General features: G+C 70.2%; 16 protein-coding genes. 6 read left to right on the top strand and 10 right to left on the bottom strand.

What is annotated here, in order from left to right:
* Nucleotides 1-24: 24 nt before the first annotated feature.
* Together BMY19_RS19975 and BMY19_RS19970 are read left to right on the top strand one after the other, a co-directional pair.
* A complete protein-coding gene (locus tag BMY19_RS19975) occupies nt 25-1,005 on the top strand; it encodes a tyrosine recombinase XerC (protein WP_020093733.1) in 981 nt (326 codons plus the stop codon).
* Nucleotides 1,006-1,266: 261 nt separating this feature from the next.
* On the top strand, nt 1,267-2,016 hold the full coding sequence (locus tag BMY19_RS19970) for a response regulator (RefSeq protein WP_020093732.1): 750 nt from the start codon (nt 1,267-1,269) through the stop codon (nt 2,014-2,016).
* Between the two features lie 160 nt (nt 2,017-2,176).
* Here the strand turns inward: BMY19_RS19970 and lpdA are convergent, their stop codons facing one another.
* The 10 genes from lpdA to gloB form a co-directional block, all read right to left on the bottom strand.
* Entirely contained in the window at nt 2,177-3,580 is a 1,404-nt protein-coding gene (gene lpdA, locus BMY19_RS19965; RefSeq protein ID WP_091979523.1) for a dihydrolipoyl dehydrogenase, read from the bottom strand.
* Between the two features lie 67 nt (nt 3,581-3,647).
* Nucleotides 3,648-4,403, bottom strand: a complete 756-nt coding sequence (locus BMY19_RS19960; RefSeq protein ID WP_100252717.1) for an SDR family oxidoreductase — start codon at nt 4,401-4,403, stop codon at nt 3,648-3,650.
* Between the two features lie 7 nt (nt 4,404-4,410).
* Nucleotides 4,411-5,730, bottom strand: a complete 1,320-nt coding sequence (gene odhB / locus BMY19_RS19955; protein WP_100252716.1) for a 2-oxoglutarate dehydrogenase complex dihydrolipoyllysine-residue succinyltransferase — start codon at nt 5,728-5,730, stop codon at nt 4,411-4,413.
* A gap of 49 nt (nt 5,731-5,779) precedes the next feature.
* Nucleotides 5,780-6,079: a YciI family protein gene (locus tag BMY19_RS19950; protein WP_100252715.1), complete on the bottom strand. Its 300-nt coding sequence runs from the start codon at nt 6,077-6,079 to the stop codon at nt 5,780-5,782.
* 10 nt (nt 6,080-6,089) lie between these two features.
* Nucleotides 6,090-9,080: a 2-oxoglutarate dehydrogenase E1 component gene (locus tag BMY19_RS19945; RefSeq protein WP_020093727.1), complete on the bottom strand. Its 2,991-nt coding sequence runs from the start codon at nt 9,078-9,080 to the stop codon at nt 6,090-6,092.
* A gap of 173 nt (nt 9,081-9,253) precedes the next feature.
* Nucleotides 9,254-10,138, bottom strand: a complete 885-nt coding sequence (gene sucD / locus BMY19_RS19940) for a succinate--CoA ligase subunit alpha (RefSeq protein ID WP_010685286.1) — start codon at nt 10,136-10,138, stop codon at nt 9,254-9,256.
* Nucleotides 10,139-10,140: 2 nt separating this feature from the next.
* Nucleotides 10,141-11,337: an ADP-forming succinate--CoA ligase subunit beta gene (gene sucC, locus BMY19_RS19935; RefSeq protein WP_100252714.1), complete on the bottom strand. Its 1,197-nt coding sequence runs from the start codon at nt 11,335-11,337 to the stop codon at nt 10,141-10,143.
* Between the two features lie 112 nt (nt 11,338-11,449).
* A complete protein-coding gene (gene mdh / locus BMY19_RS19930) occupies nt 11,450-12,412 on the bottom strand; it encodes a malate dehydrogenase (RefSeq protein WP_042671902.1) in 963 nt (320 codons plus the stop codon).
* A gap of 401 nt (nt 12,413-12,813) precedes the next feature.
* Entirely contained in the window at nt 12,814-13,389 is a 576-nt protein-coding gene (locus BMY19_RS19925) for a TetR family transcriptional regulator (RefSeq protein WP_012317921.1), read from the bottom strand.
* Nucleotides 13,390-13,737: 348 nt separating this feature from the next.
* A complete protein-coding gene (gene gloB / locus BMY19_RS19920) occupies nt 13,738-14,514 on the bottom strand; it encodes a hydroxyacylglutathione hydrolase (protein WP_100252713.1) in 777 nt (258 codons plus the stop codon).
* A 160-nt stretch (nt 14,515-14,674) separates the two neighbouring features.
* On the opposite strand from gloB, the gene BMY19_RS19915 reads away from it, so the two are divergent.
* The 4 genes from BMY19_RS19915 (at nt 14,675) to BMY19_RS19900 (ending at nt 18,018) form a co-directional block, all read left to right on the top strand.
* Nucleotides 14,675-15,409, top strand: coding sequence for a class I SAM-dependent methyltransferase (locus BMY19_RS19915; protein ID WP_042671901.1), 735 nt, complete (start codon nt 14,675-14,677; stop codon nt 15,407-15,409).
* Between the two features lie 5 nt (nt 15,410-15,414).
* Entirely contained in the window at nt 15,415-16,128 is a 714-nt protein-coding gene (locus BMY19_RS19910; RefSeq protein ID WP_100252712.1) for a MarC family protein, read from the top strand.
* Nucleotides 16,129-16,744: 616 nt separating this feature from the next.
* A complete protein-coding gene (locus BMY19_RS19905) occupies nt 16,745-17,578 on the top strand; it encodes a nucleotide-binding protein (protein ID WP_091979515.1) in 834 nt (277 codons plus the stop codon).
* Entirely contained in the window at nt 17,575-18,018 is a 444-nt protein-coding gene (locus BMY19_RS19900) for a hypothetical protein (RefSeq protein ID WP_100252711.1), read from the top strand. Before BMY19_RS19905 ends, BMY19_RS19900 begins: the two co-directional genes overlap by 4 nt.
* Nucleotides 18,019-18,021: the final 3 nt, after the last annotated feature.

The raw sequence follows: 18,021 nt of genomic DNA, 5'->3' as shown, positions 1-18,021 counted from the left end.
AGGAGGATCCGGTCGAGTGTCGCCATGAGCACGCATGCGAGCACCCGTGAGACCCAGGGCGACCGGCTGCTGTTTCCGGGGGACGCCCGCCTCCGCGACGCCGTCCTCGCCTGGATCGAGGCGCTGGCGCGGGAGCGGCGGATGTCGTCCAACACCGTCGAGGCGTACGGGCGCGACCTCCGGCAGTTCCTCCACCACCTCGCGTCCCGTCAGGGGACGCCGACGATCCCGATGCTGATCGGGCTCAAGGTGCGGGACATCCGTGGCTTCATGGCCGCGCGCCGGGCCGACGAGGTCTCCGGGCGCTCGCTGATGCGCATGCTGGCGGGTCTGCGCTCCTTCGCGCGCTTCCTCGAGCGGGAGGGCTTCGGCACCGTCTCGGCCCTGGGCGGTGTGCGCTCGCCCAAGGTCCCGCGGCGGCTTCCCCGTCCCCTGCCCGTCTCCGCCGCGGTGGCGCTGACCGATACCGCGATCCGCGCCGGCGAGGAGCGGGAGCCCTGGGTCCTCGCCCGGGACGCCGCCGTGCTGGCGCTGCTCTACGGCGCGGGGCTGCGCATCTCCGAGGCCCTGGGCCTGACCCGCCGCGACGCACCCCTGCCCGGGGTCGATCAGGTGACCGTGCTCGGCAAGGGCGGCAAGCAGCGCATGGTGCCGATCCTGCCCGTCGTGGCGCAGGCCGTGGCGGACTACGTCGCCGCCTGTCCCCTGCCGCTGCCGCCGGAGGGACCGCTGTTTCTCGGTGCCCGGGGCGGCCCGCTCTCGCCGCGCATCATCCAGTACACGGTCGCGCGCGCCCGCGGCGCCCTGGGCCTGCCCGAGAGCGCCACACCGCACGCCCTGCGGCATTCCTTCGCAACCCATCTCCTGGCGCGCCAGGGCGAACTCCGGGCGATCCAGGAACTCCTGGGCCACGCCTCGCTCTCCACGACGCAGCTCTACACGCAGGTCGACGCCGCCCGCCTCATGAGTGCCTACGCGGCGGCCCATCCGCGGGCTGGCCATTGAGCAAGATTGCTAAAAACTTCGACTTCGAGAGCCTTCATCATCGTCTATAGGCGCGTCTTCCGGTTCGCCCAGTGCAGAATCCCGCTCTTTAAGAGCTTCGTCACGATCTTCAGCCAATATGGGCAACGAACGGGATGGGGTTGGGCGGGCGTCATGGATCTTCAGGATGGGAGGGCGCCGGCACGTGTCGTAATCGCGGATTGCGATCCGGGCCGCCGCGTCTCCCTGAGAGAGATCGTCCTGCGATTCGATCCCAGCGCGGTGATCGATGAGGCGACCTCGGGTCAGGCGCTCTGCGACATCCTCCTCCGCCACCGTCCCACCCTGGCCTTCGTGGGAATGCAGCTCGACGATCTCAGCGGCCCCGAAGCCGTCGCCGTCGCGCGCCGGGCGGGTGCGGAGCCCCCCTGCCTGGTGCTGGTGGCGACCCGCGTGCTGCCGCACTGGCAGGAGATCGCCACGAGCCTCGGCGCCTACGAAGTCCTGAAGACGCCCCTCGACCCGAGCCATATCGAGCCGCTGCTCCACGCGGATGCCCGCCGTCGCGCACCGACCCGGGCCCTGCTCGCCTGCTCGACTCCGGCCGGGCGGTCGGCCATCAGCCGCGTCGTGGCGCGCAGCGGGTTCGCGATCGAGCTCGACGAGACGGATGACGGCCGCCACGCCCTCAAGCAGCTGAAGCTCGCCGCCTACGACTTCGCCTTCATCGACGTGAAGCTCGGCGGCATCGACGGGCTCGAACTGGCCTGTCAGATCCAGCCCCTCGGCCTCCCGACCCGGATCACCTTGCTGACCACGTCCGAGCTGGAGCCCGTCGCACAGGCCGGCCGCTACTTCGGCGTCGACGCCGTGCTGCGGATGCCGTTCTACGCCCGCGACATCGACCTCGCCCTGCACAACGCGCTGGGCCTGCGTCGGCCGTATCTGCTGAACGCCCTGACGGCCCCGCCCGCGCCGAGCGCGCTGCTGCGGATCGCCGACCTGCCGAATTCCAGGCGCAAGATCGCCTGACCCCGCGCCGGGCCGTCGCTCTGCGGGCCAGTCAGGTTCGAGGCGCGCGGTGTGTGACGGAACGCGAAGGCCCCCCTTTCCCGCACGGGAGAGGGGGGCCTTCGCGCAGGCGGTCGAGCCCGCCGAGGTAGCAATCTGCGCAGCCGTGGGCCTTGGCCCGTCAGACGTGGATGGCGCGCTTGTTGACCGCCAGCGCGGCTTCCTTGACGGCCTCGGTCAGCGTCGGGTGCGCGTGGCAAGTGCGGGCGATGTCCTCCGACGAGGCGCCGAACTCCATCGCGACCGCCACCTCGGCGATCAGGTTGCCGGCATCCGCGCCCACGATGTGCACGCCGAGTACCCGGTCGGTCTGGGCGTCGGCCAGCACCTTCACGAACCCGTCGGTGGTGCCGTTCGCCTTGGCCCGGCCATTGGCCGTGAAGGGGAATTTGCCGGCGTTGTAGGCCACGCCGTCCTTCTTCAACTCCTCCTCGGTCTTGCCGACCGAGGCGACCTCCGGGAACGTGTAGACCACGTTCGGGATGACGCCGTAATTCACGTGGCCGGACTGGCCGGCCAGCATCTCGGCGATCGCTACGCCCTCGTCCTCGGCCTTGTGGGCGAGCATCGGGCCGGCAATCACGTCGCCGATGGCGTAGATGCCGGTGACGTTGGTGGCGTAGTGGGAATCGGTGAGGATCCGGCCCTTGTCGTCCCGCTGGACACCGACCGTGTCGAGGCCGAGGCCCTCCGTGTAGGGCGTCCGGCCGATGCAGACGAGGACCACGTCGGCCTGCAGCGTCTCCGCCGTACCGCCCGCGGCCGGCTCGACCGTGACCGCCGCGCCGCCCTTCTTGCCGACCTCGACGCCCGTCACCTTGGTGGACAGCTTGAAGGCGATGCCCTGCTTGGTCAGGATCCGCTGGAACTGCTTGCCGACCTCGCCGTCCATGCCCGGCAGCACCCGGTCGAGATACTCGACCACGGTCACCTCGGAGCCGAGCCGGCGCCAGACGGAACCCAGCTCCAGCCCGATCACGCCGGCGCCGATGACGAGGAGCTTCTTCGGCACCCGGTCGAGTTCCAGGGCGCCGGTGGAGGAGACCACGACCTTCTCGTCGATGGTGACGCCGGGCAGGCGCGCCACGTCCGAGCCGGTCGCGATGACGATGCTCTTCGTCTCGAGCATCTGGTTGCCGCCGTCCTCGGCGATGACCTCGACGCGGCCGGCGCCGGCGATCCGGCCGGTGCCGTGGAAGGTGTCGACCTTGTTCTTCTTGAGCAGGAACTCGACGCCCTTGGTGTTGCCGGCGACGCCCTCGGCCTTGAAGGCCATCATCTTCTTGAGGTCGAGCTTCGGCGTGCCGACGTCGATGCCGAGATCGGCGAAGTGCGTGTTGGCCTCCTCGAAGGCCTCGGACGCGTGCAGCAGGGCCTTGGACGGGATGCAGCCGACATTGAGGCAGGTGCCGCCGTGCGTCGCGCGCTTCTCGACCACCGCGGTCCGCAGGCCGAGCTGCGCCGCGCGGATCGCGCAGACGTAGCCGCCGGGGCCGGTGCCGATGACGACGAGATCGTAGGACATGAGGCTTCGCTTCCGCTCGGTCGTGCCGCGTGCGAGACGGGCAGGGAATGTCAGGTGGCGCTTGGCCTCAGCGGCCGCCGCCGATGTCGAGGATGGCGCCCGTGGTGTAGGAGGCCTCGTCCGAGAGGAGCCACACGATCGGTGCGGCCACCTCCTCGGCGGTGCCGGCCCGCTTCATCGGGACGCCGGGGCCGAGACGCTCGACCCGGTCCGGCTCGCCGCCGCTGGCGTGGATCTCGGTGGCGATGATGCCGGGCGCCACCGCGTTGACGCGGATGCCGTCGGCGGCGACCTCGCGGGAAAGCCCGATCGTCAGCGAGTCGATGGCGCCCTTGGAGGCCGCGTAGTCCACGAACTGGCCGGGGCCGCCGAGGCGCGCCGCCACCGAGGACAGGTTGACGATCGCGCCCCCTGCCCCGCCGCGCTTGATCGACATGCGCCGCACCGCCTCCCGCGCGCACAGGAAGCTGCCGACCACGTTGGTGGTCATCATGCGCTGCAAGCGGGCGACGCTCATGTCGGCGACGTCAGACTTCACGTCGACCACGCCGGCATTGTTGACGAGCGCCGCGAGGCGGCCGAGGCCGTCGGCCGCCTTGAACAGGGCGATGACGTCGGCCTCGTTGCCGACGTCGCTCTTCACGGCGAGCGCCCGTCCGCCCTTGGCCGCGATCGCGTCCACCACGCCCTGCGCGGCGGCGGCGTCCGACACGTAGCTCAGGCAGACGGCGTAGCCGCGCTCCGCTAGGAGGAGCGCCACCGCGCGGCCGATGCCGCGGCTGCCGCCCGTGACGATCGCGACCCTGTTCTCAGCGCTCGACATGGCTGCCTCAGAGGTCCAGCACGAGGCGCGCCGGATCCTCCAGCGCCTCCTTGACCCGCACCAGGAAGGTCACGGCCTCCTTACCGTCGACGATGCGATGGTCGTACGACAGGGCGAGGTACATCATCGGCCGCGCCTCGATCTTGCCGGCGCGGACCACCGGGCGCTCCTCGATGCGGTGCATGCCGAGGATGCCCGACTGCGGCGCGTTGAGGATCGGCGTCGACATCAGCGAGCCGTAGATGCCGCCGTTGGTGATCGTGAAGGTGCCGCCCTGCATCTCCTCGATGGAGAGCTTGCCGTCGCGGGCCTTCTTGCCGAAGCCGGCGATCTTCTTCTCAATGCCGGCGATCGACAGGTCGTCGGCGTCGCGCACCACCGGCACGACGAGACCCTTATCGGTGCCGACCGCGATGCCGATGTGGTAGTAGTTCTTGTAGACGAGGTCCTGCCCGTCGATCTCGGCGTTGACCGCCGGCACGTCCTTGAGGGCGCCGATCACCGCCTTGGTGAAGAAGCCCATGAAGCCGAGCTTCGTGCCGTGCTTCTTCTCGAAGATATCCTTGTACTGGCTGCGCATCGCCATCACGGCCGACATGTCGACGTCGTTGAACGTCGTCAGCATCGCCGCGGTGTCCTGCGCGTCCTTCAGGCGGCGCGCGATGGTCTGGCGCAGCTTCGTCATGCGCACGCGCTCCTCGCGCGCGGCGTCGTCCGGCGCCGAGGGGGCGCGCGGCAGGGGCGGACGGGCCTCCTTGGCGGGCGCCGACGGGGCCGGCCCCTTGGCGATGGCGCCGAGCATGTCGCCCTTCGTGACGCGGCCGTCCTTGCCGGACCCGCTCACCGACGACGGGTCGACACCCGATTCCCGGGCGAGCTTGGCCACCGCCGGGCCGTTGTCTCCGACCGGGCGCTGCTGGGCCGCGGGGGCGGCGGCATCGCCGTGGTTGCCGTAGCCGGCGGACGATTCCTGGGCCGGGGCCTCGGCCTTCGCGGGCGCGGCGGCCTTCGGGGCCTCGCTCCGGCTCTCGGCCTTGGTCTCGGCGCTCTCCTTCGGGGCGGCCTTCTTGGCCGTGCCGCCGCCGGCTCCGGCCTCGACGATCGAGCCGAGCAGGGCACCGGGCTCCACGGTCTCGCCGTCCTTGACCAGGATCTCGCCGAGCTCGCCGGCCGCCGGGGCGTTCACCTCCAGGGTGACCTTGTCGGTCTCGAGCTCGACGATCGGCTCGTCGGCCGCGACCGTGTCGCCGGGCTTCTTGAACCAGCGGCCGATCGTGGCCTCGCTCACGGATTCGCCGAGGGTCGGGACGAGGATGTCGGTTGCCATGCTCTCTTCTGCCCCGCGGGGGGCCTCCTCTGGATGTCGGGCCGCGACGTCAGCGCCGCAGGATCAGGGATGGAACGGGCGAGACGGTGTACCGGAAGCCTGCCTGCGCCATCAGGACGGGATCTGCTTCGCCGAGCGCCTCGGCCCGGGCCGCGTCGTCGGCCTCGACCAGGGCGAGGCCCCAGGTGCCGCCGGACTCGAAGACGGGTCCGACCGCGATGGCGATGCCGGCGGCCGCCTGCTCCATCCAGTAGCCGGAATGCGCCGAGAACAGCGCCTTCTCGGCCTCCGTCGCGTCGAACGGGAAGCTCGGGCGGGGCGGTTCCAGGCGGAGCAGGAAGTAGGCCATGGCCGGACGATCAGACCGCCAGGGCCTCGTTGAGGAAGGCCTGGAGCTGCGCCTGGTGCTTCGACATCTGGCCGACCGCCGTGGAGGCGGAGGCCGGACGGCCGACGTAGCGGGCGCGCTTCACCGCGGAGCCGGCCTGGCCGAGCACCCACTCGAGGTAGGGCTCGACGAAGGACCAGGCGCCCATGTTCTTGGGCTCCTCCTGGCACCAGATCACGTCGGCGTTGCGGAACCGGGCCATCTCGTTGGCCAGCGCCTTCAGGGGGAACGGGTAGAGCTGCTCGACGCGCATCAGGTAGATGTCGTTGAGGCCGCGCTTCTCCCGCTCCTCCAGCAGGTCGTAGTAGACCTTGCCGGAGCACAGCACGACGCGGCGGATCTTGTCGTCGCGCACGAGCTTGTTCTGCGCGCCCTCCTCCTCGGCGTCGTCCCAGAGGACGCGGTGGAAGGTCGAGCCCTCGGCGAGCGCGTCGAGGTTCGACACGGCGCGCTTGTGGCGCAGCAGCGACTTCGGCGTCATCAGCACCAGCGGCTTGCGGAAGTCGCGCTTCAGCTGCCGGCGCAGGATGTGGAAGTAGTTCGCCGGCGTCGTGACGTTGGCGACCTGCATGTTGTCCTCGGCGCAGGCCTGGAGGTAGCGCTCGAGGCGGGCCGAGGAATGCTCGGGCCCCTGGCCCTCGTAGCCGTGCGGCAGCAGCAGCACGAGGCCCGACATGCGCAGCCACTTGCGCTCGCCGGACGCGATGAACTGGTCGATCACCACCTGGGCGCCGTTGGCGAAGTCGCCGAACTGGGCCTCCCAGAGGACCAGGGCGTTCGGCTCGGCGAGCGAGTAGCCGTACTCGAAGCCGAGCACCGCTTCCTCGGAGAGCATCGAGTTGATGATCTCGATCGCGGCCTGCCCCTCGCGGATGGCGTTGAGCGGCGTGAAGCGCTGCTCGTTCTCCTGGTCGATCACCACCGCGTGGCGCTGCGAGAACGTGCCGCGCTCCACGTCCTGACCCGACAGGCGGACCCGGTTGCCGTCGAGGAGCGTCGCCCCGAAGGCCAGGGCCTCGGCGGTCGCCCAGTCGATGCCGACCCCCGTCTCCACCGCCTTGGCGCGGTTGTCCATGAAGCGCTGGATCGTGCGGTGCAGGTGGAAGCCGGGCGGCGCCTGCGTGATCCTGCGCCCGATCTCCTGCAGAGTCCCGGCCGGCACGGCGGTGCGGCCGCGGCGCGGGTCGTCCACGTCCTCGTGCACGGCCTTCACGCCGGACCAGCGGCCGTCGAGCCAGTCGGCCTTGTTCGCCTTGTAGTTGTTGGCGACGTCGAGCTCGCTGTCGAGCATCCCGCGGAACTCGGCCTTGCGGGCGTCGAGCGCCTCCTGGGTCACCGAGCCGTTCTCGACGAGCTTGCGGCCGTAGCTCTCCAGCACCGAGGGATGCTTGCGGATCCGCTGGTACATCTTCGGCTGGGTGAAGGCCGGCTCGTCGCCCTCGTTGTGGCCGAAGCGGCGGTAGCACAGCATGTCGATCACGACCGGCTTGCCGAACTTCTGCCGGTACTCCACCGCGACCTTGGCGGCGAAGGTGACGGCTTCCGGATCGTCGCCGTTGCAGTGGAAGATCGGCGCCTCGACCATCTTGGCGACGTCGGACGGGTAGGGCGAGGAGCGCGAGAAGCGCGGATCGGTCGTGAAGCCGATCTGGTTGTTGATGATGAAGTGGACCGAGCCGCCGGTGCGGTGGCCCTTCAGGCCCGAAAGGCCGAAGCACTCCGCCACCACGCCCTGGCCCGCGAAGGCGGCGTCGCCGTGGATCAGGAGCGGCAGCACCGTGCGGCGCTCGATGTTGGGCTTGGCCCACTGGTCCTGCTTGGCGCGGACCTTTCCGAGCACCACCGGGTCGACGATCTCGAGGTGGGACGGATTGGCGGTGAGCGACAGGTGGACGTTGTTGCCGTCGAAGGCGCGGTCCGAGGACGCGCCCAGGTGGTACTTCACGTCGCCCGAGCCCTCGACCTCGGCCGGGGAGGCCGAGCCGCCCTTGAACTCGTGGAACACCGCCCGGAAGGGCTTGGCCATCACGTTGGTGAGCACGTTGAGCCGGCCGCGATGGGCCATGCCGAGCACGATCTCGCGCACGCCCAGCGCGCCGCCGCGCTTGATGATCTGCTCCAGCGCCGGGATCATCGCCTCGCTGCCGTCGAGGCCGAAGCGCTTGGTGCCGGTGTACTTGAGGTCGAGGAACTTCTCGAAGCCCTCGGCCTCGATCAGCTTGTTGAGGATCGCCCGGCGCCCCTCGGGGGTGAAGGAGATCTCCTTGTCCTTGCCCTCGATGCGCTCCTGGATCCACGCCTTCTCGGCGGGATCCGAGATGTGCATGAACTCGACGCCGAGGGTCTGGCAGTAGGTCCGCTCCAGGATGCCGACGATCTCGCGGATCGTGCCGAACTGCAGGCCGAGGACGTTGTCGAGGAAGATCGGACGGTCCCAGTCGGCCTCCTCGGTGAAGCCGTAATGCTGCGGGTGCAGCTCCTCGTGATCGCCCCGCGGCGCGAGCCCCAGCGGGTCCAGCTTGGCGTGCAGGTGGCCGCGCATCCGGTAGGAGCGGATCAGCATGATCGCCCGCACCGAATCCTTGGTCGCCTGCTCCACCGACACGCCGGTGGTGGCGGTGACGCTGTCCTGCGGCTTGCCGGGCTTGGGCTCCTTGGCTTCCCGCGCGACGATCTTGTCGCCGATCGCCTTCTCCAGGGCGCCCCAGTTGCCGTCGAGCGCCGAGACCAGCTCGCCGTTGAGCGGCACCGGCCAGTGCGGCTTCTCCCAGGAGGCGCCGGCGGCGTTCTTCTCGACCAGGGTCTCGTCCTCGCCGAGCCCCTTGAAGAAGGTCTGCCACTCCGGATCCACCGAGGACGGGTTGCGGGCGTAGGCCGCCTGCAATTCCTCGATGTAGGCGGCGTTGGCGCCGTACAGGAACGAGGTTTCGAGGAGCGCTTCGTTCACGTCCTGGCGTGCCATGGTGCGTCCATCCTGATCGCGCGGGCAGGCTCCCCTGCCCTCCGGGCTCCCCGTCAGCGCGGCGGAGCGCCCTCGAACCGAAACGGGGCGGGTGACCGCCCCGCTGAGATCGTCTGCACGCCCGATATGGGCGTCGCGGCCCTGCGATGGCCGCGACGCAGGCGCGCGGGCCTTTAGCCCTTCAGCACCTCGACGAGCGTCGAGCCCAGCCGGGCCGGCGACGGCGACACGCGGATGCCCGCGGCCTCCATGGCGGCGATCTTGTCCTCGGCGCCGCCCTTGCCGCCCGAGATGATCGCGCCGGCATGGCCCATGCGGCGGCCCGGAGGCGCCGTGCGGCCGGCGATGAAGCCGACCATCGGCTTCTTGCGCCCGCGCTTGGCTTCGTCCTTGAGGAACTGCGCCGCCTCCTCCTCGGCCGAGCCGCCGATCTCGCCGATCATCACGATCGACTCGGTCTTCGGGTCGGCGAGGAACAGCTCCAGCACGTCGATGAACTCGGTGCCCTTCACCGGGTCGCCGCCGATGCCCACCGCCGTGGTCTGGCCGAGGCCGGCATTGGAGGTCTGGAACACCGCCTCGTAGGTCAGCGTGCCCGAGCGGGACACGATGCCGACCGAGCCGGGCCGGAAGATGTTGGCCGGCATGATGCCGATCTTCGACTCGCCGGCGGTGACGATGCCGGGGCAGTTCGGCCCGACGAGGCGCGACTTCGAGCCCGTCAGCGCCCGCTTCACCCGCACCATGTCGAGCACCGGGATGCCCTCCGTGATGCAGACGATCAGCGGCACCTCGGCGCTGATCGCCTCGCAGATCGCGTCGGCGGCACCGGGCGGCGGCACGTAGACCACCGAGGCCTCGGCGCCGGTGGCCTCGCGCGCCTCCGCGACCGTGTCGAAGACCGGCAGGCCGAGATGGCTGGAGCCGCCCTTACCGGGCGACGTGCCGCCGACCATCTTGGTGCCGTACGCGATGGCCTGCTCGGAGTGGAAGGTCCCGTTCTTGCCGGTGAAGCCCTGGCAGATGACCTTGGTGTTGGCGTCGATCATCACCGACATGATCAGGCTCCCTTCACGGCGGCGACGATCTTCTGGGCGGCGTCGTCGAGGTCGTCCGCCGGGATGACGTTGAGGCCGGAATTGCGGATGATGGCCTTGCCCTGCTCGACGTTGGTGCCCTCGAGGCGCACCACCAGCGGCACCTGCAGGCCCACCGCCTTCACGGCCGCGATCACGCCGTTGGCGATCACGTCGCACTTCATGATCCCGCCGAAGATGTTGACGAGTATCCCCTTCACGTTCGGGTCGGCGGTGATGATCTTGAACGCCGCCGTGACTTTCTCCTCCGAGGCGCCGCCGCCGACATCGAGGAAGTTCGCCGGCTCCTCGCCGTAGAGCTTGATGATGTCGAGCGTCGCCATGGCGAGGCCGGCGCCGTTGACCATGCAGCCGATCGTGCCGTCGAGCGCGATGTAGGCGAGGTCGTACTTGGACGCCTCGATCTCCTTGGCGTCCTCCTCGGTCTCGTCGCGGAGCGCCATGATGTCCGCGTGCCGGTAGAGGGCGTTCGAATCGAAGGCCATCTTGGCGTCGAGGCACTTGAGGTGCCCGTCGGCGGTCAGCACCAGCGGGTTGATCTCCAGGAGGCTCATGTCCTTGGCCACGAAGGCCGCGTAGAGCTTCTCGGTCAGCGCGGCCGCTTCCTTGGCCTGGGCGCCCGACAGGCCGAGCGCCTTGGCGACGGCGCGGCCGTGGTGGGGCATCACGCCGGTGGCCGGGTCGACCGCGATCGTGTGGATCTTCTCGGGCGTGTCGTGGGCGACCGCCTCGATGTCCATGCCACCCTCGGTGGAGACCACGAAGGCGACGCCGCCCGTGGCGCGGTCGACCAGCATCGAGAGGTAGAACTCCTCGGCGATCTGGGCGCCTTCCTCGATGTAGAGGCGGTTGACCTGCTTGCCGGCCGGGCCGGTCTGGATGGTCACCAGCGTCTGGCCGAGCATCTCTCCGGCGAACTGCTTGACCTCGTCGATCGACTTGGTGACGCGCACGCCGCCCTTGGCGCCCTCGGGCGCGCCCTTGAAGGTGCCCTTGCCGCGGCCGCCCGCGTGGATCTGGCTCTTCACGACCCAGACCGGGCCGCCGAGCTCCTTGGCGGCGGCCTCGGCCTCCGACGGGTTGAAGATGGCCATGCCGCGGGAGACGGGCAGGCCGAACTCCTTCAGCACGGCCTTGGCCTGATATTCGTGGATATTCATCGGAGCCTCGTAAGGAGGAGCGAATAGGTGGCAGCGGGCGGCGCGTAGAGAAATCGAGTGATCGAGATTCGAATCTCCGACCGCTACGCGCTGCCCGGTATCCGCTTACCGGTCAGGCGAGGCTGCTGTCGACGCCCTTGCAGGCCTCGATGAGTCCCGTCACCGAGGCGACCGATTTGTCGAACATGGTCTTCTCGGCCGCGTCGAAGGTCACCTCGAGCACGCGCTCCACGCCGTTGGCACCGATCACGATCGGCACGCCGATGAACATGCCCTTCACGCCGTACTGGCCGTCGAGGTAGGCGGCGCAGGGCAGGACCCGCTTCTTGTCGCGCAGGTAGCTCTCGGCCATGGCGATGGCGGAGGCGGCGGGCGCGTAGAAGGCCGAGCCGGTCTTGAGCAGGTTGACGATCTCGCCGCCGCCCTTGCGGGTGCGGTCGACCATGGCGTCGAGCTTCTCCTGGGTGGTCCAGCCGAGCTTGACGAGGTCGGTCAGCGGCACGCCCGCCACCGTCGAGTAGCGGGTCAGCGGCACCATGTCGTCGCCGTGGCCGCCGAGCACGAAGGCCGTCACGTCCTCCACCGACACCTTGAACTCCTCGGCGAGGAAGTGGCGGAAGCGCGCCGAATCCAGCACGCCGGCCATGCCGACGATCTTGTTGGTCGGGACGCCCGAGAACTTCTGGAGCGCCCACACCATGGCGTCGAGCGGGTTGGTGATGCAGATCACGAAGGCGTCCGGCGCGTGGGTCTTGATGCCCTCGCCGACGGCCTGCATGACCTTGAGGTTGATGCCGATCAGGTCGTCGCGGCTCATGCCGGGCTTGCGCGGCACGCCGGCGGTCACGATCACCACGTCGGCGCCCTTGATGGCGGCGTAGTCGCTGGCACCCGCGTAGGTCGCGTCGAAGCCTTCGACCGGGGCGGCCTCGGCGATGTCCAGCGCCTTGCCCTGCGGCACGCCGTCGACGATGTCGAACAGCACCACGTCCCCGAGATCCTTGAGGCCGGCCAGAAGGGCCAGGGTGCCGCCGATCTGGCCGGCGCCGATGAGCGCGATCTTGTTGCGAGCCATGTCGGATGTGTCTCCGCTGCGTTCGACTTCGGTGATGCGTTGCGCGAGGCCGGAGCCGCTCGTCCGTCAGGGTCCGAGGCCGGATTCGCCACTCTGAAATCTGCGCGGCTGTGTGGCCGAAAAGCACCGTGGCTTCAACCCGATGAGGGCCGCGCGGGCGGCGCGTCCGGGCCGTCGGATCGCCCTCGAGCGTCCCGACGGTGCCTCCGAAACGTCAACGTCGCGAGTGTTTTAGGTGCAGTGCACCCTGGCGCCGGACGGCCGCGAAGCCGCGATGACAGATCTGGAATCCTGTCATTTCGGGTCGCGGCGGGCGGCGGGCGGCGCGGGAGGGCGCACGAACGACGAAGGCCCGGACGGTCTGTCCGGGCCTTCGAGAGAGCCTGTGGGTACGCGCCGGATCAGAGGATGCCGGAGCGCAGGACCCGCTGGATCGCGTGGATGACGGCCCCGAACCGGGCCTCAATCAGGTCGCGCGGCACCTCGGCATCGTGCTGGATCGCCAGCGGATGCGTGAAGCGGTAGCTCGCGTCGAAGATGTAGGCGATCGCCCGTTCCCGGTCCCGGGCCGAGAAGATCCCAGAGGTGATGCCCTCCTCGACCACGCGCTCGACGAGGCTGCGCAGCCGCACGCGGTGCCGCCGGGCGATCGGCCGTGCCGAGACGGTGGCGTCGAGATGGACCGCGAACAGGTTCGGCTCGTCGAACAGGGCGTCCCGCTGGACCGTCGCGAGGGCGGTCAGGAGGCGCTCGATCTTGTCGTCGGCGGGATCGGGCGCATCGGCGATGCCGGCGAGCCGGGCTTCGACCTCGCGCAGCCAGCGGCCCGCCACCGCGTCGAGGAGCGCGTCCTTCGACGGGAAGTAGCGGTACACGTTCGCGTGCGTCATACCGGCCTCGGCGGCGACGGCCACGACCGTCACGCGCTTGGGCCCGAGCCGCGAGAGGTGCTCGGTGGCGATCCCGAGGAGCCGCACGTCGGCCGCGACCGGCGCCCGCGGGCGGGCGGGACTGGCCGCCTCACCGCTCTCGCGGAGTGTGCCGGATTCGGCGTCGGCGACGGTGATCTTGGCCTTGGCGCTGAGCGCCTCCTCCTTGGACCCGTCGGACTCTGGCTTGAGGAAAGGAAGCGGAAGGCGGGAAGTGGACAGGTGGTAGGGCGAGACGGACCCCCATCATACCGGCTGAAGCGTCCCGGCGCTTCGCGTTGACGTTACGGCTTCCCCCCGGGAGCCCGGTTACCTGAGCGGATTAGGACCGCTTAAACACCCCTATGTGTCAGTTTGCCTTGAGAAGGCAACAAATTTTTCTCGTTATCACCTGCGTCAGAAGCGGTTCTTCCACGCCCGTAAGGCGACGAACACCGCCTCGGGATCGCTTTCCGGCGGAAGGTCGACGGATCGCGCCAGGGCCGGCTGCCCGCTGCGCAGGAACGGGTTGGTGGCCCGCTCCGCACCCATGGTCGAGGGGATCAGGAACCGGCCCTCCGCGTGGGCACGCTCCGCCTCGGCGAGGCGTCTCTTCAGATCCGGGTTGTCCGGATCCGCCGCCAGGGCGAAGCGCGCGTTGGAGAGTACGTAGTCGTGGCCGCTGAAGACCTGCGTCGCGTCGGGCAGGTCGTCGAAGCGCCGCAGGGAGCGGTAGAGGGTCTCGGGCGGGCTCTCCATCACACGCCCACAGCCGAGGGTGAACAGGGTGTCGCCGGCGCAGACGAGGCCGGCTTCCGCGAACCAGTAGGTCACGTGGTCGGCGCAGTGGCCCGGCGTCTCCCAGACCTGCGCCTCGAGGCTGCCGACCGTGACCGTGTCGCCCTCCCGCACGGTCACGTCCACCTGTGGGACCGCGTCGCCGGCCCTGGCGGGGGCGACCACCCGGGCGCCGGTCGCCCGCTTCACCTCCGGGATGCCCTCGACATGATCGGCGTGCCGGTGGGTCACGAGGATGTCGGTCAGCCGCCAGCCGGTCTCGTCGAGGGCCCGGAGGACAGGTCCGGCCTCCGGCACGTCGATCGCCGCGCAGGCGCCGGACTGCGGATCGCGGATCAGCACGCCGATGTTGTCGCTGCGGCAGAGGAAGGTGCGAATCTCGGTCTCGGCGGCCATCGGACGGGGTCTCCCAAGAACGCGAACGGGCGCGAAGCGGCGCGAAATCTGTTGCCGTGAACAGGTGATGGTCCGGCGAGGTTCCTCCGGCGCTTGCCGCGCGGCGCGCGGCTCACCATTGGTTACGACGACCGTTCCGTCCGCGATCTCCTGTCCCTCCATGCGCCTCGACGTCAACGGCTTGCGGGCCTTCTACGCCAGCCCTCTGGGCCGCACGACGCACCGCGTGGTCGGCCGCGCGCTCCACGATTTCCTCGGCTCGGTCTCGGGGCTGCGCGTCCTCGGGATCGGCTACGCGACGCCGTATCTCGGGCCGGTCCACTGCATCGCCGAGCGCACCCTCGCCTTCATGCCGGCCTCGCAGGGCGTGGTGAACTGGCCGGGCACCGGGCGCTCCTGCGCGGCGCTCGCCGATCCCACCATGATGCCGCTGCCGGAGGCCGCCATCGACCGGGTCATCCTGGTCCACGCCCTCGAATCGGTGGAGAGCCCGACGGAGCTGCTGCAGGAGGTCTGGCGCACCCTGACACCGGGCGGCCGCATGATCCTCGTCGTGCCCAACCGCCGGGGCGTCTGGGCCCGCCGGGAGGCGACGCCCTTCGGCCACGGCCAGCCCTACAGCCGCTCGCAGCTCGGGCGGCTCATGCGCGACACGCTGTTCTCGCCGGTGAGCTGGGCCGAGACCCTGTACATGCCGCCGGCCCGCTCGCGCCTGATGCTGCGCACCGGGCCCGCCTGGGAGTGGCTCGGCACCGGCCTGTCCCTGCCCTTCGCGGGCCTGCACGTGGTCGACGCGACGAAGCAGCTCTACCGGCCGGTGGCCGTCCAGCAGGTGCGGCGCGCCCGCCGCCTCGCGCCGGCCCGGGTGCTGGTGCCGGCCCCCTCCCCGGGCTGACCCCGATGAGCCTCGACTTCACCACCCAGCAGTTCCTGCTCGCCCTTTCGGCGCTGTTCTCGATCGTGAACCCGGTCGGGGGCGCCTTCATCTTCGCGCAGGTGGCGGGCGCCTTCAGCCACGCCGAGCGCGTGCTGCTGTCGCGCCGGATCGGCGTCTACGCCGCCCTGGTGATGCTCGGCGCCCTCTGGGCGGACACGCCGATCCTGAACTTCTTCGGCGTCACCCTGGGTGCGCTGCGCATCGCCGGCGGCCTCGTGGTCATGTCGTCGGCCTGGACCCAGCTGAACCGGCCCGAGGCCCGGGAGGCGCGCAAGCAGGCCGAGGCCTCCGGGTCGGCGGGCCGCGGCCCGGCCCCCGCGGAGCCGCCGGGCGACCCGGCCCCCGGCCCCCTCTCCGACATCGCCTTCTTCCCCCTGACGCTCCCGTTCACCACCGGGCCGGGGACGATCGCGGTCGCCATCACCCTGGGGGCCAACCGGCCGGAGGCCTACGCGGAGCGCTTCGGCTTCTACATCGGCGTCACGCTGGCGGCCCTCGCGGTCGCCGCCACGGTCGCGGTTCTCTACGCCTCCGCCGACCGGGTCGTCGCCTTCATCGGCCCGGCCCGCGCCCGGGTGATGGGCCGCCTCTTCGCCTTCCTGCTCCTGTGCGTCGGGACCCAGATCCTGGTGAACGGCCTCATCGACGTGTTCGCCCCCCTCGCCGCGGTGCGGTGACGACCGGGTCACCGCCGACAGGGCCGGGCAAGGCCCGCATCCCAGGTGACCCGCGCGGATTCCGGCCGGCCGAATCGATCGAATTGCGGACGATGTCCGGGATGTTGTGTGTTCATCCAGATATAATAGTCGTAATTCGCTCATCATTGCATATTTTATAAATATAAATCTTCATTAACGATCTCATTCTAGGGCATTCGTCGAGAAGAGATCCGATTTTTCGAGGCTTGCGTCTTCCATAGGTCCGAGCATGATCATGCATGGCCCTCGGCCGCGGCGAGGAAGACTTGCGGCCGGAGCCGTCGGCGAAGCGGGTCCAGCAACGGAGTGCAGATCGTGGCGACGGACGTCATCGCGGAACCCGAGCGTCGGCCGTCCGCATCCGGGCCACGAGCACGAGGCGGCCGCGCCTCTGCCGACCCGTGCACGACCGGATCCCGCGCGTGATGCGACCGGCATCCCGGGCGCGCCGTCGAGCCGGCGCGCGCCGCGTCCCGCCCACGCGGGCCGTGCGGCCCGGCCCGAGCCCGTGAACCCCCGAGATCCCGCAGCCCGGTGCCGCGCGCGGAGCGCGCGTCCGGCGGCCACCCCGCGCGTATCAGCAAGGAGACACCGCATGACCGACACGACGCAGAGCAAGGTTCCGGCCTGGTACAGCCCGGACGAGATCCAGGACATCCAGCGCGATCTCCTGGGCGCCGCCGCGAAGGTTCTCGTGCTCTGCCTCGGCGGCAAGGGCGGCGTCGGCAAGACGACCATCGCCCTCCAGGTGGCCGATCTCTGCGCGGAGGTCGGTCCGGTCCTGGCGATCGACACCGACCCGGCCAACCGGCACTTCCACACGGCACTCATGCAGGAGACCACGCCCGGCAGCGACAACTTCGTCCCGCGCCGTCCCGGCATCACCGCCATCCGGCAGCGCCTGCGCGCCGAGGACAGCACGGGCCGCGTCGACCCGACCCTGTGCCAGGACCTGATCGAGCGCGTGACCGAGGCGGCCGAGCGCCTCGTCGTGGTCGACTTCCCGGCCGGCGACACCGAGACGACCCGTCGGTGCACCGAGATCATCGTGGAGAGCTGCCGGGAGGCGAATGTCCGCCTCGCCGTGGTCGTCGCGGCCGGCGCGGTGGATCCCACAGCCCTGGAGGTCCTGCGCGAGCTCCGGCCCATGCTGATCGAGTGCGACCGGGCGATCCTGGCGAAGAACACCGCCCAGGCGACCAATTTCGACTATCTCGAATCGTCCGATCTCGTGCGATCCCTGCGGAAGCAGTCGAACTTTCGCGTCATCGAGATCGAGCGGATCGGCGAGCGGCTGATCGAGGCCCTGCGGGTGCAGAACACGACCTGGCAGGCCTTGGCGAACAGCGCGCCGATGCGCCTGCGGGTCGAGGGCCGCCGCCTGCGGCGCAACTTTCACACGGCGTGGCGGGATGCCCTCCGGCCGTGACCAACCTCGAGCGGTTCTACCGGTCGGTCCACGGCCGCGATCTCCAGCCCTGGGAGCGTCAGCTCGCCGTGCGGATCGCGGCCGCCCTCAACACCTCGACGGACGACGACTTCGTCGTCCACCTGCTGCTGGTGTACATGTCCACCAACGCCATCACGAACATGTACAACGAGCTGGTGGCGGCGCGGAACGGTCTCGCCGAACACAACCGGGACCTCATCGGGGCGCTGACGGCGGACCTGCGGCGCAACCGGCTGATCGCCGCCGTGCTGCTCGGCGCGGCCGCGCTCGGCGTGCTCGTGAGCGTCGGGATCCTCTCCACCGTCCTCAGCCTGTCTTACGGGTCCGCGGCCAGCGCGGCGCGCCTCGCCGCGGCGCTGGAATCCTGCGAGGCGCGCGGCCCGGCCGGCGCCCAGCGCGGCCTCGGGATCGGCCGCTGAGCC

The sequence above is a fragment of the Methylobacterium sp. UNC300MFChir4.1 genome (assembly GCF_900110155.1).
Taxonomy (GTDB): domain Bacteria; phylum Pseudomonadota; class Alphaproteobacteria; order Rhizobiales; family Beijerinckiaceae; genus Methylobacterium.
The sequence above is the reverse complement of the archived record's forward strand: the minus strand, read 5'-3'. Positions and strand labels throughout refer to the sequence as shown.

Bases quoted from the DNA above. Each gene is read 5' to 3' on its own strand.
- BMY19_RS19975 (WP_020093733.1), top strand. From the start codon at position 25: ATGAGCACGCATGCGAGCACCCGTGAGACCCAGGGCGACCGGCTGCTG.
- lpdA (WP_091979523.1), bottom strand. From the start codon at position 3,580: ATGTCCTACGATCTCGTCGTCATCGGCACCGGCCCCGGCGGCTACGTC.
- BMY19_RS19960 (WP_100252717.1), bottom strand. From the start codon at position 4,403: ATGTCGAGCGCTGAGAACAGGGTCGCGATCGTCACGGGCGGCAGCCGC.
- odhB (WP_100252716.1), bottom strand. From the start codon at position 5,730: ATGGCAACCGACATCCTCGTCCCGACCCTCGGCGAATCCGTGAGCGAG.
- BMY19_RS19950 (WP_100252715.1), bottom strand. From the start codon at position 6,079: ATGGCCTACTTCCTGCTCCGCCTGGAACCGCCCCGCCCGAGCTTCCCG.
- BMY19_RS19945 (WP_020093727.1), bottom strand. From the start codon at position 9,080: ATGGCACGCCAGGACGTGAACGAAGCGCTCCTCGAAACCTCGTTCCTG.
- sucD (WP_010685286.1), bottom strand. From the start codon at position 10,138: ATGTCGGTGATGATCGACGCCAACACCAAGGTCATCTGCCAGGGCTTC.
- sucC (WP_100252714.1), bottom strand. From the start codon at position 11,337: ATGAATATCCACGAATATCAGGCCAAGGCCGTGCTGAAGGAGTTCGGC.
- mdh (WP_042671902.1), bottom strand. From the start codon at position 12,412: ATGGCTCGCAACAAGATCGCGCTCATCGGCGCCGGCCAGATCGGCGGC.
- gloB (WP_100252713.1), bottom strand. From the start codon at position 14,514: ATGGCCGCCGAGACCGAGATTCGCACCTTCCTCTGCCGCAGCGACAAC.
- BMY19_RS19915 (WP_042671901.1), top strand. From the start codon at position 14,675: ATGCGCCTCGACGTCAACGGCTTGCGGGCCTTCTACGCCAGCCCTCTG.
- BMY19_RS19910 (WP_100252712.1), top strand. From the start codon at position 15,415: ATGAGCCTCGACTTCACCACCCAGCAGTTCCTGCTCGCCCTTTCGGCG.
- BMY19_RS19905 (WP_091979515.1), top strand. From the start codon at position 16,745: ATGACCGACACGACGCAGAGCAAGGTTCCGGCCTGGTACAGCCCGGAC.